The organism is Streptomyces sp. NPDC002144 (genome assembly GCF_053593695.1).
This window is the reverse complement of record NZ_JBSFDB010000005.1, coordinates 295,857-313,366: the sequence shown is the minus strand read 5'-3', so window position 1 is coordinate 313,366 and position 17,510 is coordinate 295,857. Positions and strand designations below refer to the sequence as shown.

Sequence of the window (17,510 nt, the reverse complement as noted above, 5' to 3'; positions counted from 1 at the left end):
GGTGGGGGGATTTTGCGGGGGTTACCACGCCCCCAGGGTGAGGACGTGGTCTTCTCCGGCGACGAGGTCGAGCGGTCGCGCGCCGGAGGAAGTCCGCAGTTCGACGCGGAGGGTCCGGGTGGGGCGGATCACCGCGGTCGCTTCCTGGCGGTTCCAGGTGAGGTCGAGGTCGGCTCCGAACCGGGTCCGGACACCGACGAGTTGCCCCGTCGGGCAGGCGGCCGGGAGTGCGGGCAGCAGGACCAGACGGTCCGGGGTGGACTGGACGAGCATCTCCAGGAGCACGGCGGGCAGGGTGTGCGCGGCGTCCGCGTTGTAGACGTCCCGGTTCGGGTAGTGCGCGCTCATCAGCGAGGTGTGGAAGAAGTCGCCCCCCAGGACCTGACCGAGGGCGTGGGCGACCCGTTCTCCGTCGCACAGCCGGGCGGCGATCAGGGCGTGGTGCAGATGGCCGTGCGCGGAGTCGTTCTCGGCGCCGCGCAGTTCGAGGGCGCGGTGAGCGGCCGCCGCGAGGTCCGGGGTGTCGTAGGGGTTGATCTCGTCGAGCGGCCAGACGCCGTAGAGGTGGCTGAGATGGCGGTGGTCGTAGGAGTCGTCGAGGCCGGGCCAGGCCCATTCGGCGAGGGCGCCGTCCGCGTTGATCCGGTGCGGGGGCAGCCGTTCGGCGAGGGCACGCCACCGGTCGGCCTCCGGGGTGCCGGGGTGGTATTCGGCGGCGGTGAGCAGGGCGTGCCGGGCGGCCGAGAGGTCCATCGCCGCGTTGATGGCGCCCCAACTCGCGTTCGCCGGACGGTTCTCGGGTGAGTAGGAGGGAACCACGACGAGATGGCCGTCCTCGTCGACACGGTCGAGGAAGTCCTCGTAGAAGAGGGCGACCTGGCCGAGGGCGTGCGCGGTTTGCCGTTCGCGGGAGCCGTCGGTCTCGTCGTGGTCGACGAGCGGCTTGAGCAGCCAGTCGGCGCCGGCCGTCCACAGATGCAGCGGGTACTCGCGGCTGAAGTGGTACGACAGCCCCGACTCGCCGTCGGTGTGGGCGGGGGCGACCACGCCCCGGGCGCCGAAGACCGTACGGGCGTTGACGGCCCAGTCGTCGAGCTGACGATGGATCAGCGACGCGTGGGCCCGTGTCACTTCGGGCAGCGCGGCTGCCGCCGCGGACGCGGTCTGGAGGTTGAGGTTGGCGTCGTTGGTGAAGGCGCCGGACCAGCCGGTGTCCCAGTCGCCGGTCCACAGCCCGGTCAGCCGGGGCGGGTTGAGGCCGCTCGCGGAGAGCAGGTGGTAGCGGCCGGCGGCGAAGAGACGCTCCAGCAGGGCGGGGCTGTCGGGGAGGGCCAGCAACTCAGAACCCGGCAGCGCACGTTGGGCGGGATCGGCGCCGAGGTCGAGGCTCACGCGCTCATAGGCGGTGCGGTGCAAGGCGGTGTGACGGTCCAGGAGGACGGTGTACGGGTCCTCGGCGTCGGGCAGCGTGTCGCGCAGGGCGCGGGCGTGCGGGGTGGTGTCCAGTTCACCGGTGTGCCGCAGGACCCGGGTCAGCAGGAGCACCGACGCGGCGCCGGTGATCCGGACCCCGGGCGGGGCGAGCGCCGTGCGGCCGCCCTTGGTCACGACGAGGGTGAGCCCGGTGTACGCCGTCTCGCTGCCGGGGTAGCGGACGCGCAGCGTGAGGAGGGCGCCCTCGGGGGTGAGCACGGCACCGTCCCCGACGGCGAGCCCGTGGGGCGCGCCGGGGAGGCGGTGGTCCAGGGCGATGTCGAGGTCGCCGCCGCTTGTGTACTGGACGATCACGTCGTCGGCCCGCGACACGAACACCCGGCTGTGCCGGGCACCGCACTCCGTCTCGACGACACCGGTCGTGAAGTCGACCGAGCGGCGGTAGCGGTGCGGCTCCTCGCCGGGCGCCCTGCGCAGCCGTACCTGGAAGGCGGGATGGAAGGGCTGCACCCACTGCAGGTCCCGGCCGTCGGTGAATGCCTCGGCGGCGCGCAGCTCGCCCGCGAGCAACTGATCCTTCAGCAGTGGCAGTTGCGCGGCGAGCCGGGGCGGACGAGCCTTCTCCCCGCCGTTCGGGCGGACGAGGGCGTGATGGGTGACGACGGTCCGCTCGTCGTCCGGATCGCCGAACACAAGAGCGCCGTGGTGGCCGTTGCCGCTGAGGAAGCCGTCCTCCCAGCGTTCTGCGGGGCGGGGTTCCCAGGTACCGTGCGTGATGGTCATGGGCGCAACACCACCACGCCGTACCGGTCGAGTGTGACCTCGCCCCCGACTTTCACCCCCGTGAGCACGTCCTGATGGCTGCCCGGGACCTCCACGGCCACCGATTCCCGCCCGTGGTTGAGCAGGAAGAGCAGATCCCCGCGGCGGACCGCCTCGACCTGGTCCGGCAGACCGTCGAGGACGGGACGGACCCCCGCCCCGGCCGCGATCCGGGCGAGCAGGACACGCAGCGCGTGCGGCTCGGGGAGCGTGGAGACGTACCAGGCACGGCCGTTGCGCAGCACGGCGGGCAGGCCGTCGAGTTCCCCGCCCTTGTACACGGCCTCCACCGAGGCGTCCTCGGCGGGGTCGATCTCCTCCGACCACAGGATCCCGCGGAACCGGTCGGTCTCGACCGTCTCGTCCTCGTCCAGCGGCCACCACTCGTGCAGCGTGCGGATGCCGAGCAGTGCGCGCAGCCGGGCGTCCATGCCGCCGGGGCGCACCCGGTCGTCCTGGTCGGCGACGCCGGTCAGGAAACCGCAGACGAGGGTTCCGCCGCCGCGGACGTAGGAGAGGAGGTTGTCGGTCGCCGCGTCCGTGAGGGCGTACGACTGCGGGACGACGACCAGCTTGTACCGGGTGAGGTCGTGCTCGGGGTGGGCGAAGTCGGTGGCGAGGTGGGCCTGCCAGAGCGCCCGGTGCCAGGCGGTGAGGAGCTGCGGGTGGTCGACCTCGGTGGAGAGCCGGCCCTCGTGGGAGGCGGCCCACCAGGAGTGCCAGTCGTGAAGGATCGCGATGTCGCCGTCGGTGTGACTGCCCGCCACCTCGCCGCCGACGCGCGCGAGTTCGGCACCGATCCGCTTGATCTCCTGGAAGGTGCGCCCCTCCTCCCCCGCGTGAGGGACCATCCCGGAGTGGAACTTCTCCGCGCCCTGTCGTGACTGCCGCCACTGGAAGTAGCAGACGGCGTCGGCGCCGCGGGCGACGGCCTGGAGGGACCAGAGCCGGTTGAGTCCGCGCGGCTTGGGGTGGTTGACCCCCCGCCAGTTCACCGGCCCGGCCGCCTGCTCCATCAGCATCCAGGGACCGCGGGCCTGTGAGCGGGTCATGTCCTGTACGAGGGCGCCGTGCTGGGCGCCGAACGGGTCACGCGGGTCGGGATACAGGTCGACGGAGACGACGTCCTCCTCCTCGGCCCACCGCCAGGCGTCCTGTCCGGCCCACAGCGGCATGAAGTTGGTGGTGACCGGGATGTGGGCCGGGGAGTGCCGGCGGACGATGTCCCGCTCGGCGACGTAGCACTCCAGGAGCATGTCGGAGGTGAACCGCTTGAAGTCCAGCACCTGCCCGGGGTTCTTCAGATAGTGGGCGTGGCGCGGCGGCAGCACCTCCTCCCACGACCCGTATCCCTGGCTCCAGAAGGCGGTTCCCCAGGCGGAGTTGAGGGCGTCGAGCGTGCCGTACCTCGTCCGCAGCCAGTCGCGGAAGCGGGCGGCGGCCTCGTCGCCCCAGTCGTAGGTGCAGTACTCGTTGTTGATGTGCCACATGGTGAGGGCGGGGTGGCCGCCGTAGCGGGCGGCGAGGTCCTCGGTGATGGCGGCGGCGTAGCGGCGGTAGACGGCGCTGGAGTGCGAGAAGTGCTGCCGTCCGCCCCACCACTCGACACGGCCGTCCTCGTCACGGGGCAGGGTCTCGGGGTGGAGGTGTCCCAGCCAGGGCGGCGGCGAGGAGGTCGGGGTGGCGAGGACGACACCGATGCCGTTGTCGTGCAGGAGGTCCGTCAAACGGTCCAGCCAGCCGAAGTCCCGCTCCCCCGGCCGGGGTTCGAGCTTCGACCAGGAGAAGACGCCGAGGGTGACGGAGTTGACGCCGGCGTCCTTCATCAGCCGGACGTCCTCGTACCAGGTCTCCTCGGGCCACTGCTCCGGGTTGTAGTCGCCGCCGAAGAGGATGCGGCCACGGGTGGCGTCACCGAGCCCCGGCATCAGACGGGCTCCCCGTACTGGATCCCCCGCCCGTTGGTGGCGAGGTAGACCCGCCCGTGGATCCGGGGATCACCGACGATCACATCGCCGATGTACCCCCACTGATGCCGGTCGTCATTGATCCGCACCCAGGTCCTGGCACCGTCGTCGGAGCGGTGGACGGCGGTGCCGCTCTCGGTCGAACCCACCTGGTAGACAGCCGGATAATCCGCCCCGTCGGCGGCCTTGCCGAAGCCCAGCGTGTACGAGGCCCTGCAGCTGTCCACCTTCGAGAAGGTGGCACCGCCGTCGACGGACCGGAAAAGCCCGTTCCCCTTGGCGCTCAGCCACAGGTCACCGGAGCGCCCGGGCGCCGCGACCACCTTGAACTGACTGTCGCCGGAGGGCAGCCCGCTCGCACGTACGGTGAAGGAACGGCCACTGTCAGTGCTGGCGAGTAGCGTTCCTGTATCGGTGTCGTACGCGTAGAAGAGCGTCGGGTCGGCCGGGTCGGCGACCGGCGTGGCGCCCTTCGGGAAGGAGGAGATCTCGGTCCAGGTCGTGCCGTTGTCCGCCGAGCGGTGAGCAGCGTACTTCGTGCCGTCCCAGTGCACGAAGGACCACAGCAGCACACTGCCGTCGGCGTTGATGGCGATCGGCCCCGGTGCGTCGTGCGCGATGGAGGGCGAGCCCGCGAAGGGCGCCCAGGTCCGTCCGCCGTCGTTCGAGTACGCGCCGTTGCCGTTGTCGCCCCAGCCGGTGCGCACCACGTACGCCGGCCTGTCCGCGGCCTGCGCGAGTCCCGTCGCCGACCCGAACACGGGGTTCGTCGCCGTGCCGCGGGAGGGCGAGGCGGTGAGCCGCTCGTGGTACAGCACGCCGATGTCCCCGGACCCGCTGATCAGGTGCGCCTCCCCGACCGGGGGCGAGATCAGCTGACGCACGGACGTCTCCTCCAGGCCCCGGATCCGCGGAGCCCAGTGGACGAGGTCCCGTGTGCCGTAGAGCGTCGCGCCGGTGCCGTACACGACATGCCGGGAGTCGTACGGATCGACGGCGACGGCCTGGATCCACCAGCCGAACTTCGGCTGCTCGGCGCCGAACGTGAGAAAGGGGGTCTCGGAGACGTCGAGGACCGCCTTGTCCTTGAGGGAGGTCCAGCTGCGACCGCCGTCGGTGGTCCGGTACAGGGTGTCCACGGCCGCCCACCGGTTGTTGGTGGAGACGACGACGGTCCCGGGACGACGGGCGTCGACGGCGACACCGCCGTAGCCGAAGGTGTCGGCGGACCCTCCCCCACTCTCGGCTTCGCTCGAGCGGGCGGTGCCCCCATCGGCGGTCCCGCCGGGCTTCACGGGGGTGACCTCGGTCCACTTCCCGCTGCCGGTGGCGAGCTTGTGCACACTGCCGTTCGCCTGCCCGTTGGGCCCGGGCGCGTCGGCGTACGTCACGTACAGCTCACGGGCGTGGCAGTCGTACGCGGCCCGGATCGGCACCTTGGCGGACGCACCGGAGGGCTGCCCGGGCACGGCTTCCCACCTGCTGCCGTCGGCGGTCCGGAAGAGGTTCGGGGAGGAGCCGTCTCCGTCTCCCCACCCGGCATGGACGCGGCGCCCGACGGCGACGAGCAGGGTCACGCCCTGCCCGCCCGCGCTCGGGATGCCCGGGAAGGAGCTGACGGCCGCCCAGGTCGCGCCACGGTCAGTGGACTTCAGGAGCCCGTCGTGCCGCGTCCCCAGCCACAGCACGTCACTGTCCCGGGGATCGACGAGCAACCGCTCCCCCGCCCCCCGCCCGTCCTCATTGGCACCGAGCTTCACGGTCAGGTCGCTACGGCTCCAGGTCACGCCCCTGTCCTCGGACCGCAGGACGGCACCGTTGCCCGCCCAGGACTGCGTGTAGGTGCCGAGAGCGAGATAAAGCCGGTCCGGGTGAACGGGATCGACGGCGATCGCCTCGACGCCCAGCAGGTTCCAGTCGTCCCACCCGATGTGATCGATGAGGGGGATCCAGCGCGCGGAGCGATCGTCCCAGCGATAGGCCCCGCCGATGTCGGTACGGGCGTAGGCGAGACCGGGGACGGCAGGATGGAACAGCACACCGGTCACGAACCCGGTCCCTCCGATGACGGCGTTGCGCCAGCGGTAGGAGGGGGCAGTGGCGGGGGCTCCGGCTGCTTGCGCAGGGCCGGGAAGAAACGGCACGGTGGTGACTGCAGCAGCAGCGGTACCGGCAAGAACGGCCCGGCGACTCAGACGGGACGTGAACATGACACATACCTCGTTCTCATTATCGACGGTCTGGAGAGCGCCCCAAAGGGGCGCGGGGAACGGCGCGACCAGCCACTGACAACCCGCAGCCGCCGTCGGACAACAGCCCCCACTTCAGTGGGCGCCGGTCACCCCTTCACCGCTCCGGTCAACATCCCCTTCTTGAAATGCCGCTGCACGAACGGCGACAGCACAGCCACCGGCAGCAGCGCCATCACCATGACCGCCATCTGGATGGCGAGCCCGGACAGCTGACCGGTCCTGATGGCCTGCCCCAGCCCGACCGGCTGCTGCTGCCTCTGCACCAGTTGGATCATGACGTTCTGCAACGGCATCTTGTCCTGGTCGTTCAGGTAGAGCGAGGCGTTGAACCAGGCACTCCAGTACCCGACGGCGTAGAACAGCGTGATCACCGCGAGGACGGCCCGTGACAGCGGCATCACGATCGTCCACAGGATCCGGAAGTCCCCGGCCCCGTCGATGCGCGCGCTGTCGATGAGTTCCTGCGAGATCCCCATGAAGAACCCGCGCAGGACCAGGATGTTGAAGACGCTCACCGCGCTCGGCAGGATCAGCGCGAGGTAGGAGTCCGTCAGGCCGACGGACTGCACCAGCAGATAGGTGGGGATGAGGCCGGCGCTGAAGAACATGGTCGCCAGCAGCGTCATGAGAATCCCGCGGTGGGCGAGCGAGCCGCTGCGGGACAGGCCGTAGGCGCACAGGACGGACACCGCCATGGAGAACAGCGTGCCGACCAGGGTGACGAGAACGCTGACCATCGTGGCCCGGGTGACCTGACCGCCGCTGAGCAGTTCCTTGTAGGCGATGAGGGTGATCCCCTTGGGCACGATCACCAGGCCGCCCGCCTCGTCGATGGTCCTGCGCGAGGAGAGGCTGGTGACGACCACGATCCACAGCGGGAAGAGGACCGCCAGGCAGGCGAACGTCAGGACCAGCCCCTTGCCCGCGAGGCCGGCCTTCGAGGGCTCCTCCTCCCACGCCGGGCGCTCGGCTGCGGCCCACCGGTACGGCTTGGTCGCCGGTTCGTCGATGACAGTGGTCACTTCTTGTACACCCCCTGCTCGCCCATGAGATGGGCCACCTTGTTCGCGGTGAGGACCAGGCCGATGCTGACCACGCCCTTGATCAGACCGGCGGCGGCCGCGTAGCCGAAGTCCTGGTTGCGTACGCCGTTCCACCACACGAACGTGTCGAGGACCTCACCCGCGTCCGGTCCGACGGCATCGCGTTGGAGCAGGATCTGTTCGAACCCGACGGTCAGGGCGTCGCCGACGCGCAGCACGAGAAGCAGGGCGATCACCGGGCGCAGGGCGGGGAGCGTCACGTGCCACATCCGGCGCCAGCGGCCGGCACCGTCCATCGCGGCGGCTTCGTACAGGTCCGGGGGAACCGAGGCGAGCGCGGCGAGGAAGACGATGATCCCCCATCCGGCGTCCTTCCAGACGCTCTGCGCGGTGACCAGGAGGGGGAAGGTGTTCGGGTCGGTCATGATGTCGAAGCCGTTGTAGCCGTGCTGCCGCAGCAGTTGGGAGAGCATGCCCGCGCCGCCGAACATCTGCTGGAAGACGGCGATGACCAGGACCCAGGAGAAGAAGTGCGGCAGATAGAGGACGGCCTGTGCGACGGCCCGTACCCGGGGCCGGACGAGGCTGTTGATGAGCAGCGCGAGCAGGATCGGGACGGGGAAGAACAGCACGAGCTGGACGAGGAACAGCACCAGCGTGTTCTCGACGGCGCTCCAGAACGCGGAGTCCGCGAAGACCTGCTGGAAGTTCTCCAGTCCCACGAAGGGGCTGTGCAGGATGGAGACGATGCCGTTGTCGCTGACGTAGGGGTCGTAGTCCTGGAAGGCGACGATGTTGCCGAGGATCGGCAGGTAGTTGAAGACCAGGAGCAGCACGACGGCCGGCAGCGTCATGAGGAGCAGGACTCGGTCGCGCCGGAACCTGACGCGCAGGCTCAGTCTCCCCGGACGTCGCTTCTCCCTGGAACCGGTGGCGTCGTGGGACGCCACCGGGGTCTTCTCGAGCATGCTGGCCTCGGCACTGCTCCGAGGCACCGTGCTGTGGGACACGGCGGTTCTCCTTGCCTCGGGGGCTGATCAGCTCGCGGCCGAGCCGTTCTCGTCGAGCAGCTTCTTGTACCAGTCGCGCAGTTTGTCGCCCCCCTTCGACTTCCAGTCGGCGATGGCCTGCTGCATGTCGCTGATCTTCTTGTGGCCGCGGACGATGTCGTCCTCGAGCTGCTCGAAGTTGTCGGCGAGGTTGGTGTAACGGTTCGGCTCGGCGACCTGCAGGCCCCAGAAGGACGACTTGCTGGTGAAGGAGCCCATCCGCTGCTGCCACCCGACCATGCCCTTGGTGTAGTCCGGGAGGTCGGGGTGCGCGATGGTGGCGGCCGGACTGGCGACCATGACGAAGGCGTTGACGACCTCGTTGTTGCCCTTGTCGTTCTTGACGGGCACGCCGTTCTTGAGGGTGTAGTGGGTGCCCTCGACGCCGTAGTTGGTCATCATCCACTCCTTGGTGCCGTACGGCGCCGCGGTGACGTTGGCGACCGCCAGGACGTCGTGGATGACGGACTCGGAGGCCTTCTTGTTGACGAAGGCGAAGATGCCGGCCGGATTCGCGGCCCACAGCTTCGGGGTGCCGCCGTCGTGGCCCCAGAGGTCCATGCCCCAGACCTTGAAGTCGGGGTTCTGGGTGATCTGGGAGGCCTGCCGGCCGTACCAGTTGGAGATGTCGTCGTTCCAGATCAGGAACTCGCCGGCGGCGAACAGCGGGGCGGGGTCGCCGATCTGGCTCTTGCCCAGCCGGAACTGCGGGTGGACGTAACCCGCGGCCATCAGCTTGCGCGCCCACTCCAGCGCTTCGAGGTACTCCGGAGTCTCGATACGGTTGATCATCTTGCCGTCGACCACGGTCCAGCCGAGCGACTTCTCCCCGCCGCTGATCACGCCGAAGGTGTTGAACGCGGTCCACTTCATGTCACCGCAGGCCCACCGCTTGGACTTGGGCCGGGTGATCTCCTTGCACAGGGCCGTGAACTCGTCGGCGGACTTCGGGACGTCGTAGCCCTCCTTGTCGAAGATGTCCTGGCGGTAGAGGGGCACGATGTTCTGGACGAACGGGGCGGGCATCGGCAGGCCCAGCAGCTTGCCGCCGAAGATGGACCGCTGCCAGGCGTCGCTGGGGATCGCCGCGAGGTTCGCGTACTCCTTGGCCTTGTCCCCGGACAGGTAGGGGCCGAGGTCGGCGAACTTGCCCGTGATGGCGCTGGGTATCCGGCCGGTCATGTTCCAGCCGGGGATCACGACCACGTCCGGGATGTCGCTGGAGGCGAGGACCGCGCCGAGTTTCTGGTCGTAGGTGTTGCCGTCCTGGTTCCGCCACTGGACGTCGACGCCGATCAGGTCGTTCATCGCCTTGTAGTAGGGGTTGCCCTGCTTCGGCGGGGAGCCCCAGAACGGCGACATGACGGTGACCTTGCCGCCCTTGCCGAGCTTCTTGGGGACCGAGGTCTTGAGGTCGGCGATCGCGAGCTCACGGGTGAAGCCCATCGCCGAGCCGTTCTTGGCCGGGATGTCGGGCGTCACCACGTTGCTGGCCACGTAGGCCGGAAGCAGTTTCTTCGCGTCCTTGCCCGAGGTGGTCCCGCCGCGCGAGCTGCTGTCCGACCCTCCGCACGCGGCCAGCAGCGGCATCCCGCCGGCGATCGCCGCGGTGACGACCGCGGTCGAGGCGAGGAAGCTTCTCCGGCTCGGCCCGGAGGGATAAGCGGCGTTCGGCGTCATTGCGTCAACCCTTCGTGGCACACCAGGACACCCGGCGGTGGCCGTCGGCTGCGGTGTCTTGAGTGGAACTGGCTGAGCTGAAGCGGTCCTTCGACACGGTGCGGGTGCATTCGATCAGGCGAGTGCATTCGATTAGTCGAAGCGCTTCGATGTCGGTGTGAGGTTAGGTGAACGCCTGGGGGTGCACAAGGGTCGATTCCAAGATTCCTACGCTCCCTCACACTCGACCGGTTCGCATATGCCGCATGAAGTAAACGTGCCTCTCTCTTGACACCCGCCCATCCGTCGAATGAGCATCGAAGCGCTTCGAAAGCGTTCCGTCGCTCCATCGCAAGGGGATCCCCACGTGACCGAACAGACGCCGCCCACGCCGCCGTTCCGCGATCCGCAGCTGCCCTTCGCGAAGCGCATCGACGACCTGCTGGAGCGGTTGACGCTCGATGAGAAGATCTCCTTCCTGCACCAGTTCGCGCCCGCCGTGGAGCGGCTCGGCATCGCCGCGTTCCGCACGGGCCAGGAGGCCCTGCACGGCGTCGCCTGGATGGGTCCGGCGACGGTCTTCCCGCAGGCCGTCGGCCTCGGCGCCACCTGGAACCCGGACCTGGTGCGCCGCGTCGGCGAGGCGGTCTCGAAGGAGATCCGCGCGATGCGCGCACGGGACGACCGCGTGGGCCTCAACGTCTGGTCCCCGACGGTGAATCTGCTGCGGCATCCGCTGTGGGGCCGCAACGAGGAGGGCTACTCGGAGGACCCGAAACTGACCTCGGCCATCGCGACGGCGTACACCCGGGGTCTGCGTGGCGACCACCCGACGTACTGGCGCACGGCGCCGGTCCTCAAGCACTGGCTCGCCCACAACAACGAGACGGACCGCGCCACTTCGTCCTCCTCGGTGCGTCCGCGCGTCCTGCACGAGTACGACCTGCGCGCCTTCCGCGAGACGGTCGAGGCGGGCGCGGTCGCCGGGGTGATGCCCGCGTACAACCTGGTCAACGGCCGCCCCAACCACGTCTCGCCGTATCTGCGCGAGCATCTGCGCACCTGGACCGAGGAGGAGCTGCTGGTCTGTTCGGACGCGGGCGCGCCCTCCAACCTGGTCGACTTCGAGCACTACTTCGACACGCACGAGGAGGCGACGGCTGCCGCGCTGCACGCGGGCGTGGACAGCTTCACCGATCACGGGACGGACCCCTCGAAGATCACCGCCCGGGTCCGGGGGGCCCTGGACCAGGGCCTGCTGACGGAGGCCGACATCGACACGGCCGTCCGCCGCCAGCTCTCGGTACGTTTCCGTCTCGGCGAGTTCGACCCGCTCCACGATCCGCACGCGGGCACCCTCGACTTCGACACCCCGGCGCACCGCGCGCTCGCCCGGGAGGCGGCCGAGCAGGCGATCGTGCTGCTGAAGAACGACGGTCTGCTGCCCCTCGCCCCCGACACCCGCGTGGCCGTGGTGGGTCTGCTGGCCGACGAGTGCAAACTCGACTGGTACAGCGGCACGTTGATCCACCGCTCCACCCCGCTGGAGGGTCTGTACGAACGCTTCGGCGCGGACCGCGTGGAGTTCGCGGAGGGCGTCGACCGCGTCCGCCTCAGGACCTCGTCCGGCGCGTACGTGGAGGTCCCCTCGGCCGACGCGGACGACGAAGTGCGCGGCGCGGAAGGGGCGTTGGACCCGGCGCTGCTGGCCGGCCGCACCGACCTGCCACCGCTGACCACCGGTCCGGTCGGCACCGAACTCGCCCTGGTGGACTGGGGGGACGGCGTCCTCACGCTCCGGGCCCCCGACGGCCGTTACCTCTCGGTCGCCGACGAAGGCCGCGTTCGCGCCTCCGCGGACCAGCCCGGCGGCTGGGTCGTCCAGGAGACCTTCCGCCTGGAACGCCACGAGAACGGTCACCTCCTCCGGCACCTCGGCACAGGTCGCCATGTCACTGTCGCCGCCGACGGAGTGAAGGTTGCCGACGGGAATCCGGAAGTCTTCGAGCTGGTCTTCGCCGAGCGGGGCGAGGAGGCCGTGCGCAGGGTCGCCGAGCAGGCGGACGTGGTCGTGGTCGTCGCCGGCAACGACCCGCACATCAACGGCCGCGAGACCGAGGACCGTACGACGCTGCGGCTGCCCGGCCACCAGGAGCGCCTGCTGCGCGCGGCCCGCGCCGCCAACCCGCGCACGGTGCTGGCACTGGTCTCGGCCTATCCGTACGCCGTACGGACCACCTCGCTCCCGGCGGTGCTGTGGACCGCGCACGGCGGCCAGGCGACCGGCACCGCGCTCGCCCGAGTGCTGGCCGGAGACGTCTCCCCGGCCGGCCGGCTCCCGCAGACCTGGTACGAGAGCGACGCCGATCTGCCCGGGCTGCTCGACTACGACGTGATCGGCGGCCGGCAGACCTGTCTGTACTTCGAGGGCACGCCACTGTTCCCGTTCGGACACGGCCTGTCCTACGCCGCCTTCTCCTACGGCGACCTGACGGCCGGGATGGAGGGCGACGCGCTGCGCGTCTCCTTCACGGTCACCAACACCGGCGACGTGACGGCAGACGAGGTCGCCCAGCTCTACACCCGGGCCGTGGAGCCCACGGTGCCGCGTCCGCGGCGCGAGCTGCTCGCGCACCGCCGGGTCACGCTCGCGCCGGGCGAGCGGGCGGAGCTGGACTTCGAAGTCCCGCTGTCCGCCTTCGAGTTCTGGGACGTGGCACGGGGCGGGTGGCGGCTGGAGCCGGGCCCGTACGACATCCTGGCGGGCGCCTCCAGCGAGGACGTCCGGCTGCGTACGACGGTGATCCTGGACGGTGAGCCCGGCGCCCCGCGGCCGGTGCTCCGACGCGGGCTGGAGGCGGCCGACTTCGACGAGCAGAGCGGGGCCGTCCTCGTCGACCGGACGAAGGTGGCGGCGGACGCGGTGACGCCGGAGGCCGATCGGGTCGCCGAACTGCTCTACCGGGACTGCGACTTGGGGGACGGCGTCAGCGAGGTGCGGGTGACGGTGGCGGGCGAGGGAGCCGTCGAGGTGTCCCTGGACGGGGGCGCGGTGCTGGCCGTGCTCAGTCCGAGGACGCCCACCCCGGGGCCGTACGACTACACCACGCTGCGCGCCGACATCGTCGCCGAGGGCGTGCACGACGTGCGTCTCAGGCTGCGCGGCCCGCTGCGGCTCGCGCGTGTCGGCTTCTCCGGTTGAGGGGCCGGGGAAGGCCGGCGTGAGGAAGGGGCCCGGCACCGGAAGGCATCGGTGCCGGGCCCCTTCGGGGAGCCTATATGAAAATGGTTCCCATTAGCCAGAGGGGTCGGCTCAGAGGGCGAGGCCGGTCAGCACGAGGACGCGCTCGTAGGTGTAGTCGTCCATCGCGAACTTCACGCCCTCGCGGCCCACACCGGACTGCTTGGCACCGCCGTACGGCATCTGGTCGGCGCGGTAGGAGGGGACGTCGCCGATGACGACGCCGCCGACCTCGAGGGCGCGGTGGGCGCGGAAGGCGGCCTGCAGGTCGTGGGTGAACACCCCTGCCTGGAGGCCGTACTTGGAGGAGTTGACGGCCGCGAAGGCCGCGTCCTCGCCGTCCGCCTTCTGCACGGTCAGGACGGGACCGAAGACCTCCTCGCAGGAGATGGTCACGTCGGCCGGAACGTCGGTGAGGACGGTCGGAGCGTAGGAGGCGCCGTCACGGTCGCCGCCGGTGAGCAGGGTCGCGCCCGCCTCCACGGCCTCCTTGACCCACGACTCGACGCGCTTGGCCGCGTCCTCGCTGACCAGCGGGCCGACGTCCGTCTTGTCGTCGCTCGGGTCGCCGGTGACCTGGGCCTCGACGGCGGCGACGATGCGCGGCAGCAGACGGTCGTGGACGGAGGCGTCGGCGATGACCCGCTGCACGGAGATGCAGGACTGGCCGCCCTGGTAGTTGGAGAAGGTGGCGATGCGGGTGGCGGCCCAGTCGAGGTCGGCGTCGCTCGCGAAGTCGGCGAGGACGACGGCCGCGCCGTTGCCGCCGAGCTCCAGCGTGAGGTGCTTGCGCGGCACCGAGTCCATGATCGCGTAGCCGACCTTGTCGGAGCCCGTGAAGGAGATGACCGGCAGCCGCTCGTCCTGGACCAGGGCGGGCATCTTGTCGTTGGCGACCGGCAGGATGCTCCAGGAGCCGGCCGGGAGCTCGGTCTCCGCGAGGAGGTCACCGATGATCAGGCCGGAGAGCGGGGTGGCCGGGGCGGGCTTCAGAATGATCGGCGCACCGGCGGCGATCGCCGGGGCGATCTTGTGGGCGCAGAGGTTGAGCGGGAAGTTGAACGGCGCGATGCCGAGGACGACACCCTTGGGGAAGCGGCGGGTCAGCGCGAGCCGGCCCTGGCCGCCGAGGTCGGTGTCGAGGCGCTGGGCCTCGCCGCTGTTGAAGCGCCGGGCCTCCTCGGCGGCGAACCGGAACACGGAGACGGCACGGCCGACCTCGCCGCGCGCCCACTTGACGGGCTTGCCGTTCTCGGCGGAGATCAGCCGCGCGATCTCCTCGGTGCGCTCCGCGAGACGGCGGCTGACGTGGTCCAGGGCGGCGGCACGGACGTGGGCGGGGGTGGCGGCGAACTCGTCGCGCACGGCGTACGCGGCGGCGACGGCCTCCTCGACCTGCGCGTCCGTCGGCACGCTCACCCGTCCGACCACGCGGCCGTCCCACGGGGAGGTGACGTCGACGGTGTCCTCGCCGGTGACCTGGCGGCCGGCGAGCCAGAAGGCGGTGGTGGAAGTCATTGCGGGATCCCGGCCCTTCCGTTGGGATGTACAGGGGGTTCGCGTCCACGGTAGGCCGCGGCGGACGGGGGTGCGTTTGTCCGGCATGTAGTGGTCGACCGAGCGGACGCGCCTCTTTGGCGAGTCCGCGGAGACCGGGCGGGGGGCGTCCGGCGAGCAACGGCCGACCGGGCGGACGCGCCTCTTTGCCGAGTCCGCGAAGCCCGGGCGGGGGGCGTCCGGCGAGCAACGGCCGACCAGCCGCGTGCGCCTCACCGGCCAGTCCGCGGATCTCCTCGACACGCCGGACACGAGTGCCTCCGGCGGGCAGCTGTCGATCAGCCTCGCACGCCTCACCGGCCAGTCCGCGGATCTCCTCGCCCGTGCCGAGCAAGGGGGCTGGCGTCCGGCAGGCAACCGTCGACCAGCCGCGTGCGCCTACTCGCCCATCTCCTCGAAGCGCCGGGCTGGAGGGCCTCCGGCGGGCAGCTCGACCAGCCGCGTCTGCTTCACCGGCCAGTCCGCGGATCTCCTCGACGCGCCGGACAGAGTCCCCTCGGCGGGCAGCTGTATCCCAACCACATTGGCCCCATTAGCCATCACCTCGAAGCGCCGCGCACAAGTGCCTCCGGTAGGCGCCGGTCGACCACCCGCGCACGCCTCATCGGCCATCTCGTCGCAGCGCCGGACACGAGGACCCCGGCGGGCAGCGGGTGACCAGCCGCGTACGCCTACCCGTAGTCGCCCATCTCCCGAAGCACCGGACACGGGTGCCTCCGGCGGGCAGCTGTCGACCAGCCGCGTGCTCCTCTTCGGCGCGTCCCTACTCCGCCGACGTCGCCTTAAGCGCCAGCCACAGCTCCATGCGTACGTCCGGGTCGTCCAGGGAGCGGCCGAGGATCTCCTCTACGCGGCGCATCCGGTAGCGCAAGGTGTGGCGGTGGACGCCCAGGTCGGCCGCTGCCGCGTCCCACTGGCCGTGCCGTGACAGCCAGGCCCGCAGCGAGGCCACCAGGTCGCCCCGGCCGGTCGCGTCGTGCTCGTACAGCGGGCGCAGCAGGCCGTCCGCGAAGGCCTTCACCGCGTCGTCGGCCAGCAGCGGCACCACGGAACCGGAGGCCAGCTGCTCATGGGCCACGTACACCCGCCCGCGTCGCCGGGCGACCGACAGCGCCTGCTCGGCCTGCTTGTAGGCCGCCGCCACGGCGATCGGGCCGACCGGCGCCGACACGCCGACGACCAGTTCGTCCTCGTCGCCGCCCAGCTGCTCCCGGGCCGCCCCCGTCCGCGCGGCCTCCAGGCCCGCCGCGAAGTCCGCGCAGGCCGCCAGAACCGCGCCCTCGTCGGCCGCGAGCACCATCAGCCGCTCCCCGTCGGGTACGACCAGCAGGGCCTCCCCCGCCCGCGCGGCGGCGGACTCCGCGGCCTCGGCGAGCGCGGCCAGCGGATCGGCGCCGACGGCGTCGGTCCCGGTTCGGGCCGTCTCCAGGTGCGCGTGGGAGTCGACGCTCATCCGGACGGCCGGGGCCGACTCGGCGACGATCATCCGGAAGGGGGCGTCCAGGAGCCCGCCGTACAGGTCCCCGGCGACAGCTCGCGCGTGGTCCGGTTCTCCCGCCAGCAGCATCCGCAGCACCGCCACCCCGATCCGCTGCTCGGCGGCGCGCAGCGAGCGGGACCGCTCGGTGGTGAGCGTCAGCAGGGCGATCGCCGAATGGACCGCGTACCGCTCGGCCGTGCCGAGCGCCGAAGCCGTCCCCACCGCGAGCGCGGCCCGCGGCCGGCGTCCCGTGCCGAGCGAGTGCAGCTCGACCCGGTCCTCGTTGTCCGGGCCGCCGACCACGGAGGACGCCGGGGCCGGCCGTTCCCGCAGCCGCTCCACGTCCGCCGTGAGCCGCGCGGCCCGCCGCCCCGCCCAGTCCGGCGCGGTCGCGACGACGGCACCGGAGGCGTCATACAGCGCGGCCCAGCCGTCGACCTGTCCGGCGAGCGCGGCGAGCAGTCCCTCCGGGCCTTCGGCGAGCGCCTGCCTGGTCAGTTCCCGCTGGGCGGCGAAGCCGGCCGTGACCGCCCGGTACTGTTCGGCCGCGATCGCGGCGGACACGGCCTTGCTGATGGCGAGAAACGGCGTCCGGCGCGGCACCTCCAGCAGGGGCAGCCCCTCCTGTTCCGCCGCGTCGACGAGGGCCTTGGGGATCTCCTCGTAGTTGACCCCGACCGCGAAGCCGAGTCCGACGACCCCGGCGCCCACCAGCCGCTTCACATACCGCCGCATCGCCTCAGGGTCCTCCGCGTCCAGCTTCAGCGCGGTGATCAGCAGCAGCTCGCCGCCCTCCATGTACGGCACGGGGTCGGCGAGTTCGCTGACGTGCGCCCAGCGGACGGGCACGTCCAGCCGGTCCTCGCCCGCGCGCACCGTCAGCTTGAGCGCGGAGTGGTGGACGAGCGAGGCGAGCGTCGGGGGCATGGGGCCTTCAGGTCTGTGTGGGCAGCGTGATCCCTGTGATCACTTGGCCGCCGTGTATGAACAGACTATGCCGACTCCG

Annotated in this window: 10 protein-coding genes; 1 reads left to right on the top strand and 9 read right to left on the bottom strand. The window is 71.0% G+C overall.

The genetic code is table 11. The annotated features are described in order from the left end of the window. Positions 1 to 21 precede the first annotated feature (21 nt). The 6 genes from ACWCQ1_RS10425 to ACWCQ1_RS10400 all read right to left on the bottom strand — a co-directional run bounded on the left by ACWCQ1_RS10425 (position 22) and on the right by ACWCQ1_RS10400 (position 10,247). Positions 22 to 2,217 (bottom strand): glycosyl hydrolase family 95 catalytic domain-containing protein, encoded by a 2,196-nt coding sequence (locus ACWCQ1_RS10425; protein ID WP_451026254.1) that lies wholly within the window; start codon positions 2,215 to 2,217, stop codon positions 22 to 24. Then, positions 2,214 to 4,184: a beta-galactosidase gene (locus ACWCQ1_RS10420; protein ID WP_451026253.1), complete on the bottom strand. Its 1,971-nt coding sequence runs from the start codon at positions 4,182 to 4,184 to the stop codon at positions 2,214 to 2,216. Before ACWCQ1_RS10420 ends, ACWCQ1_RS10425 begins: the two co-directional genes overlap by 4 nt. After that, entirely contained in the window at positions 4,184 to 6,433 is a 2,250-nt protein-coding gene (locus tag ACWCQ1_RS10415) for a 1,4-beta-glucanase (RefSeq protein WP_451026252.1), read from the bottom strand. Before ACWCQ1_RS10415 ends, ACWCQ1_RS10420 begins: the two co-directional genes overlap by 1 nt. A gap of 128 nt (positions 6,434 to 6,561) precedes the next feature. Next, on the bottom strand, positions 6,562 to 7,497 hold the full coding sequence (locus ACWCQ1_RS10410; RefSeq protein ID WP_358595878.1) for a carbohydrate ABC transporter permease: 936 nt from the start codon (positions 7,495 to 7,497) through the stop codon (positions 6,562 to 6,564). Beyond that, positions 7,494 to 8,528 (bottom strand): ABC transporter permease, encoded by a 1,035-nt coding sequence (locus ACWCQ1_RS10405; RefSeq protein WP_133047407.1) that lies wholly within the window; start codon positions 8,526 to 8,528, stop codon positions 7,494 to 7,496. The genes ACWCQ1_RS10410 and ACWCQ1_RS10405 overlap by 4 nt, the downstream gene beginning before the upstream one ends. A gap of 27 nt (positions 8,529 to 8,555) precedes the next feature. Next, positions 8,556 to 10,247, bottom strand: a complete 1,692-nt coding sequence (locus ACWCQ1_RS10400) for an extracellular solute-binding protein (protein WP_358595875.1) — start codon at positions 10,245 to 10,247, stop codon at positions 8,556 to 8,558. A 346-nt stretch (positions 10,248 to 10,593) separates the two neighbouring features. On the opposite strand from ACWCQ1_RS10400, the gene ACWCQ1_RS10395 reads away from it, so the two are divergent. After that, positions 10,594 to 13,428 carry a glycoside hydrolase family 3 C-terminal domain-containing protein gene (locus ACWCQ1_RS10395; protein WP_451026251.1) on the top strand — a complete coding sequence of 945 codons (2,835 nt, stop codon included), beginning with the start codon at positions 10,594 to 10,596 and terminating at the stop codon, positions 13,426 to 13,428. A 111-nt stretch (positions 13,429 to 13,539) separates the two neighbouring features. On the opposite strand, the gene ACWCQ1_RS10390 is transcribed toward ACWCQ1_RS10395, so the two are convergent. From ACWCQ1_RS10390 to ACWCQ1_RS10380, 3 genes are all read right to left on the bottom strand, one after another. Further along, entirely contained in the window at positions 13,540 to 14,985 is a 1,446-nt protein-coding gene (locus ACWCQ1_RS10390) for an aldehyde dehydrogenase family protein (protein ID WP_358595870.1), read from the bottom strand. Between the two features lie 417 nt (positions 14,986 to 15,402). Next, the gene (locus tag ACWCQ1_RS10385) at positions 15,403 to 15,546 is read right to left on the bottom strand and encodes a hypothetical protein (protein ID WP_451026250.1); all 144 of its coding nucleotides are present in this window, start codon (positions 15,544 to 15,546) and stop codon (positions 15,403 to 15,405) included. 241 nt (positions 15,547 to 15,787) lie between these two features. Beyond that, positions 15,788 to 17,431, bottom strand: a complete 1,644-nt coding sequence (locus tag ACWCQ1_RS10380; RefSeq protein WP_451026249.1) for a PucR family transcriptional regulator — start codon at positions 17,429 to 17,431, stop codon at positions 15,788 to 15,790. Positions 17,432 to 17,510 lie beyond the last annotated feature (79 nt).